The sequence below is a fragment of the Okeania sp. SIO3I5 genome, from assembly GCF_010672085.1.
GTDB lineage: Bacteria > Cyanobacteriota > Cyanobacteriia > Cyanobacteriales > Microcoleaceae > Trichodesmium.
Genome location: NZ_JAAHHT010000156.1, coordinates 1 through 5,957, shown reverse-complemented (window position 1 = coordinate 5,957; position 5,957 = coordinate 1). Strand labels below are relative to the sequence as shown.

General features: G+C 31.0%; 6 protein-coding genes and 1 pseudogene. 2 read left to right on the top strand and 5 right to left on the bottom strand.

Features of this window, described 5'->3' with window-relative positions; genetic code table 11:
* Positions 1–769: 769 nt before the first annotated feature.
* Complete coding sequence (locus F6K40_RS27020; protein WP_293140195.1) at positions 770–997, top strand: hypothetical protein; 228 nt, start codon at positions 770–772, stop codon at positions 995–997.
* Between the two features lie 196 nt (positions 998–1,193).
* Here the strand turns inward: F6K40_RS27020 and F6K40_RS27015 are convergent, their stop codons facing one another.
* The gene (locus F6K40_RS27015) at positions 1,194–2,576 is read right to left on the bottom strand and encodes a helix-turn-helix domain-containing protein (RefSeq protein ID WP_293140194.1); all 1,383 of its coding nucleotides are present in this window, start codon (positions 2,574–2,576) and stop codon (positions 1,194–1,196) included.
* A 207-nt stretch (positions 2,577–2,783) separates the two neighbouring features.
* Between F6K40_RS27015 and F6K40_RS27010 the strand changes: the two genes are divergently transcribed.
* Positions 2,784–4,088 (top strand): hypothetical protein, encoded by a 1,305-nt coding sequence (locus F6K40_RS27010; RefSeq protein ID WP_293140193.1) that lies wholly within the window; start codon positions 2,784–2,786, stop codon positions 4,086–4,088.
* A 276-nt stretch (positions 4,089–4,364) separates the two neighbouring features.
* Here the strand turns inward: F6K40_RS27010 and F6K40_RS27005 are convergent, their stop codons facing one another.
* The 4 genes and pseudogenes from F6K40_RS27005 to F6K40_RS26990 form a co-directional block, all read right to left on the bottom strand.
* A complete protein-coding gene (locus F6K40_RS27005) occupies positions 4,365–4,706 on the bottom strand; it encodes a XisI protein (protein ID WP_293140192.1) in 342 nt (113 codons plus the stop codon).
* Positions 4,694–4,891: an element excision factor XisH family protein gene (locus tag F6K40_RS27000; protein ID WP_293140191.1), complete on the bottom strand. Its 198-nt coding sequence runs from the start codon at positions 4,889–4,891 to the stop codon at positions 4,694–4,696. The genes F6K40_RS27005 and F6K40_RS27000 overlap by 13 nt, the downstream gene beginning before the upstream one ends.
* Positions 4,866–5,105, bottom strand: a complete 240-nt coding sequence (locus F6K40_RS26995) for an element excision factor XisH family protein (RefSeq protein WP_293140190.1) — start codon at positions 5,103–5,105, stop codon at positions 4,866–4,868. Before F6K40_RS26995 ends, F6K40_RS27000 begins: the two co-directional genes overlap by 26 nt.
* A gap of 726 nt (positions 5,106–5,831) precedes the next feature.
* Positions 5,832–5,957, bottom strand: a pseudogene (locus F6K40_RS26990) (photosystem II q(b) protein); the annotation flags it as partial.

The window sequence follows — 5,957 nt, the reverse complement described above, 5'->3', positions numbered from 1 at the left end:
TTCAGTCTAATTTAATCTAACTTTTCAGAATCTTTGGAAGTGGATATTACATATTTTCTGAAAATTGGGAAAACTGAAAATAATGTTTCAAGTTCGCTGTATTTTAATTAGGATTAAAAAATCTCTGTCTAGAGTTAATAATTTTTTGATTTTGGCTAATTTAGGAGAATAGTTGAATTCCCTATCTAAATCTTTGGGAAAGTTATATAGTATTTTTCTAGTTACTGAGGTCTAGTTGTTTTTCTGATTTTCTCTTCCCACCGAAACCGAGTTACTATTCTTTATTCCCTCAAGCTAATAAATTTTTTATTTCACTCAAAAATGGAAATTGCTATAGATACTTTTTTGTTCTCAGCTTCAGTCTAATTTAATCTAACTTTTCAGAATCTTTGGAAGTGGATATTATATATTTTCTGAAAATTGGGAAAACTGAAAATAACGTTTTTTTCCTCCACTTTCGTTGGGATTAAAAAATCTCTGTCTAGAGCTAATAATTTTTTGATTTTGGCTAATTGAGCAGAATAGTTGATGATTCCCTATCTAAATCTTTGGGAAAATTATATGGTATTTCTCTAGTTACTGAGGTCTAGTTGTTTTTCTGATTTTCTTTTCCCTAGGATCAAAAAATCTCTGTCTAGCTCTAATAATTTTTTGATTTTGGCTAATTGAGCAGAATAATTGCTATAGATAAATTTTGTTCTCAGCTTCAGTCTAAGTCAATCTAACTTTTCCGAATCTTCAGAAGTGGATATTAAATATTCTCTGAAAATTGGCAAAACTTAAAATACCGAATTACTATTCCTTCTTCCCTCAAGCTAACAAATTTTATACTTCACTCAAAAGTAGTTTTTTAGAATCTTCAGAAGTGGATATTAAATATTCTCTGAAAATTGGCAAAACTGAAAATAATGTTTCTTGTTCCGCCACTTTAATTAGGATTAAAAAATCTCTGTCTAGAGCTAATAATTTTTTGATTTTGCCTAATTTAGCAGAATAGTTGATGATTCCCTATCTAAATCTTTGGCAAAATTATATGGTATTTCTCTAGTTACTGAAGTCTAATTGTTTTTCTAATTTTCTCTGACCACCGAACCTGAATTACTATTCTTTATTCCCTCAACCTAATAAATTTTTGAGTGAGGTAAAAAATGGAAATTGCTATAGATAAATTTTGCTCTTAGCTTTGGTCTAACTTAATCTGACTTTTCCGAATCTTCAGAAGTGGATATTAAATATTCTCTGAAAATTGGCAAAACTGAAAATAATGTCTCTTGTTCCTGCATTTTAGTTTCTATCAAAAAACGTCGCCCTAAAGATTTTATGGCATTAAATAATTCCTGAGCTGATAATTGACTTTCTGTTAACAATTGAGGAATAGAAACAGGTTCAATTTTCTGACTCAGGCAAATCAGAACTTTTTGTTCTATTTCAGACAAACGCTGCCAATGCTTTTCTAAAATTATTGCTAATTCTTCACTTATATATAGTTGTTCGTATTTGAAAAATTCTCCTACTCGTCCGCTAAAAATTTCTTGAATTGTTTGAGCAGCAATTTTTAACCATAAGGGATTTCCTTGATAGATATTAATTAACTTTTCCCATTCTGACTCATCTAATAATTTGTTTTCTCTGAGAATTTCTGAAGCTGTTAAACCTAAACGTTTTAGTGGGAAAAGACGAACGGGCAAATTTTTTCCAGCTAAGGTAATAATTTCTTGGGGAGATTCCCAACTGTTGATAATAAAGCAACTTTTGTGAACTGTTTCCCCAATTAGTTTAAATAATTTTTTATAGCTTTTGTATTCTGAACAATAATTTCCAGCTAGTTGTTTTTCGCTGAGTAAAGTTTGTACATCATCTAGCACAATTAAACAGCGTTTTTTTTGCAGGTTTGACAATAAAATTGATAGCTTTTCTCCTAAAGTAGAGGGTAGTTGTTCTTCTGTTTGATTAGCAGTTGAAAGTATTAAACTTTTTAAGGTTTTTTCTAAAGGTGGCGATAAGTTTAAGTCTAGCCAAATTGCTACATCAAAGTTAGTTTTAATTTTTTGTAGTAAGTAACAAGCTAAAGCAGTTTTACCAATTCCAGAATTACCTAAAATAGCTATTAAACGACAACCTTCCCGCAATATCCATTTTTCTAAAGTAGCAATTTCTTTTTCGCGATCGCTCAACTTAATTAAATCTGGTGCAGTGCTTAATTCTTGTTGGAATTTATCTGATTTAGAAGGCGATGATTTATTTGATGAGATATCCCTACAAACATTCACATTACTAACTATAAAATCATTACCTACAAAATTAGAGGAGAAAATCAAAGATTGTTTCCTCTCCATTGCCGAACGAAAATTAGTTCTATTAACAACTTCTCCCAAACTTTCCGATAGAATTTGAAATAATTTTGATGCCGTATTTCTAACATGACCTTCACTAAAGCCATTTTCTTCAGCTATATCAATATATCTTTGACCACGACACACACCCTGCAAAATAGTCCTTTGTGTATCATCTAAGTATTTTCCCGTCTGAGCAAAAACAAGTTCGTCACTTAACTGTAGTATTTCCTGAGTCTCCATTAGTTATTGTTAGTAGGAGAGTTTTTTTCAGATGATAACATACATTTTATGACATTCAATTACCTTAAGTTATGTTAGACAGTTTTTCTTAATAAAAGTAAAAAAAACTCATTACATTTGATGACATTTTATAATTTCAAAAAATTCCAATATTTGGCAAGATCGGATTCAAAGAGATACTACTATCTTTTAACTGGGAGTAAGCTAATGGAAGAAGATCCGAAATTACCAGAAAAAAATCAATTAGAAAATCCTGAAACTGAAAAAACCTTAAACCAACTTTCACAAGATTATGTGAAATATTTCAAAACTCAGATATCTTCTGGAAATTGGTTATTTTTAGTAATAACTGTAGTTATTTCAGTAACATTTGTATATGGATTAGTTAGTGGAGTAAGTTCTATTTTAACTTCAGTTTTTCCCATTAAAGAAATGAAAAATGCACCTGAAACTGCCCCCAGTCAAAATACAACTACTTCAACAGCAACACCAAAACTAACACCAACTCCGACTCCTACACCTAGTAGCAAACCTAATTATTTTGATAGTGTTTCATTTCCCCAAAATTCTTGTGGCGATAAGCTGCCAGATAATCGAAAAGAATATCCCGTCAATTTCTATCCTGTTTTTATCAAATATACTGAGGATAATATTGCCAAAATCCAATCTAAATTTTGTAGAGATTCATTTCAAACTGTCAGAAAAAATAATAATCAAGATGCTATCCAGGTTGCTTCTTTTCTGACCTCAGAAAGAGCAAATCAATTTAAAGATTTTTTAGAAAGAAGCTTTGACAAAGCAGATATAGGTGAACCTAATATTATCGCTGTTACAGTAAAATTTCCTGAAGATGAATCTTCACCTAAAAAGACTAATAACCCCAAAAAAACACAACAAAAACGCACTAACCGTGCATTTAAAAAACCAATGAGAACTGATAGTGCACTCTTTAAAGAGTTTGGTATAGACTGCGGTCAGGATACAGATACAATCGTTTTTGAAGATTTAGAAATGAAATGTTATTGTGACCAATATTCTTGTCGTATAGCTACTTATTTAACAGTTAATAATTATAGTCATAATTGGTATGAATTCCAATTATCTTCCTCTTTTTCTTTAGATGGATGGGCATCAATAGATGGTCTTAAATACGGGTTAATTGCTCCGGGAAGAAGTGGGAAATCTTTTAAGTTTAGTAAAAATGGCGGACGAAAATTTAAAGTAAGAAGAATTAGGGGAAGTGGCTATCCAAAGAAAAAAATTACTGTTAATTGCAACGATAAACCTTTTATGTTTTGGGGAGTAATTATCGAGCCAAAATGCAAACCTTCAGGAGGAACTTTTATCAAAGCAAAAGGTTTGCAAGAAATATTTTCTTCTAGAATCAAACTAAGTTTAGACAATTCTAATGGTGGATTTTTAATGTTTTCTACTGGAGTTATAAGCAAGTCTGGCACAATAACATCTAATAATAAGACTGTGAACATAATCTTTTCAGTAGTACCGCAATAAGAAATAATATAGCGCTACGCATTAAGGTTAGGACATTTCTAAATGCTGAAAGCTTGTAACAGTTTACTATTCCCTATTCCCTAGCGCGTAGCGCTATAAAAAATAATAACCTGCCTCCAAACAAAGCAAAAAAAGCTCTCCAAATGGAGGGCTTTTTTTTAATTAATCAATCAATTAAATATTAACCTTTAATAGCAGGAGCTAAATCTAGAGGGAAGTTGTGAGCACGATCAGACATTATTTCAAAACCCAAATTCTCACAGTAATGAACCCTAATTAAACAACAGCAAATTCAGTATATTTCCTCACGTCTGGAGATTGAAAAGCTAAAACAATTTCACTACTAGAAACACCTTTACCCATTAACTCTGTAGCAATACCTTCCTCCGTCCAATCTTCCTCAATATAAATCTTTTCATTCTTAATCCGAATATGAACGTGAGTATATTTATGTCGCTTACTACCTTCCCAATCTACCGTTAACCATAAATAATGGTCGTGAGTTTCATCAAATACTAAACAAGTTTCGCGTTTTTTATTAGGTGCTTGACAACCAAAATTATCATACTCAGTTAAAACTTGTTTAATCAATTCTCGATAATGAACTAATCTATCCATTTGATAATCTCTTCACCTTCCATATTCACAATCAATAAATTTATTTGATTTAATTTCACTACAGCTTCTATAGATTTTCTCAAAAAAAATGTTTCATAAATATTATCTTTAATCGCCAAGTAAATTAATTGATATTCATCTTGAGCTAGTTGAATTAAATTACGATAGTAAAATATACTGACCAATAGCCTTCTCAAACTCATTAATTAGTAAACAACTGATAAAACTCTTAATTTCTATAATAATTTTACGTTCCTTATTTTCAGTCTTTTCAATAGCTAAATCTGCGTAAAGTTCAGCATCTTCATATTCAATTTTATAGGGGTCCGCAATAATTGTCCAACCATCCTTAATTAAGGCATTTTTAACAGAGTCGTGGTAAATATCTCTGGTTGGCATAAACATTTCGTGAAGTTCTTGTTTTACGCTTGGTATTAGACTCTTTTTTACCCTAAAGACTATATTTAATGTACCACTATAGTTTTAATTTTTGGTATCTAGTGTTTTTGCATCACTCATAAATATTTTGAAAAGAGGCGATCGCTCACTAAACAAAACTCAACAAACACACAAAAAATAGCTTATACAAAATTTACCTATTTTTGAGAGCTCGACACTACATATATAAGACGTTATAGTTTTGATTTACTATATATAGTGTTTTTGGGTAAGTTTGATTCAGAGTTTAATCTTATATTATATACACGACTTACGCACACAAACAAGTAATCGGGTTATTGCCCTGATGATTGTTTTTCCCTCCCAGGAAATATAGCTTGTACAAGATTTACTAATTCATTTTTGAGCGTTCAACACTACATATATAAAACGTTATAGTTTTAATTCACTATATATAGCGTTTTTGGGTAAATCCTATTAAGAGTTTAATTTTATATTATATACACGACTTACAGACCCAAACAAAAAATCTCGTTTATTGCCCTAATTATTGTCTTTCCCTCTCAAGAAATTTCATTGATACACCCTTTCTATGTCTAAATTATGGCTTTGTAATTGTATTAGTAATTTTCATTTTATCTGACTTTTACCTGAAATTTTCCATCAAACAAACCAAAAAAAAAGCCCTCCAAATGGAGAGCTTTTTATTAATTAATCAGTCAAAAATTAACCCTTGATAGAAGGAGCTTCTACTGCAGCTAAATCTAGAGGGAAGTTATGAGCGTTACGCTCGTGCATTACTTCCATTCCTAAGTTAGCGCGGTTGATGATGTCTGCCCAAGTGTTTACTAC

What these genes read in the sequence shown, in the direction of transcription:
- F6K40_RS27015 (WP_293140194.1), bottom strand. Translation starts at nt 2,576, where the DNA reads ATGGAGACTCAGGAAATACTACAGTTAAGTGACGAACTTGTTTTTGCT.
- F6K40_RS27010 (WP_293140193.1), top strand. Translation starts at nt 2,784, where the DNA reads ATGGAAGAAGATCCGAAATTACCAGAAAAAAATCAATTAGAAAATCCT.
- F6K40_RS27005 (WP_293140192.1), bottom strand. Translation starts at nt 4,706, where the DNA reads ATGGATAGATTAGTTCATTATCGAGAATTGATTAAACAAGTTTTAACT.
- F6K40_RS26995 (WP_293140190.1), bottom strand. Translation starts at nt 5,105, where the DNA reads ATGCCAACCAGAGATATTTACCACGACTCTGTTAAAAATGCCTTAATT.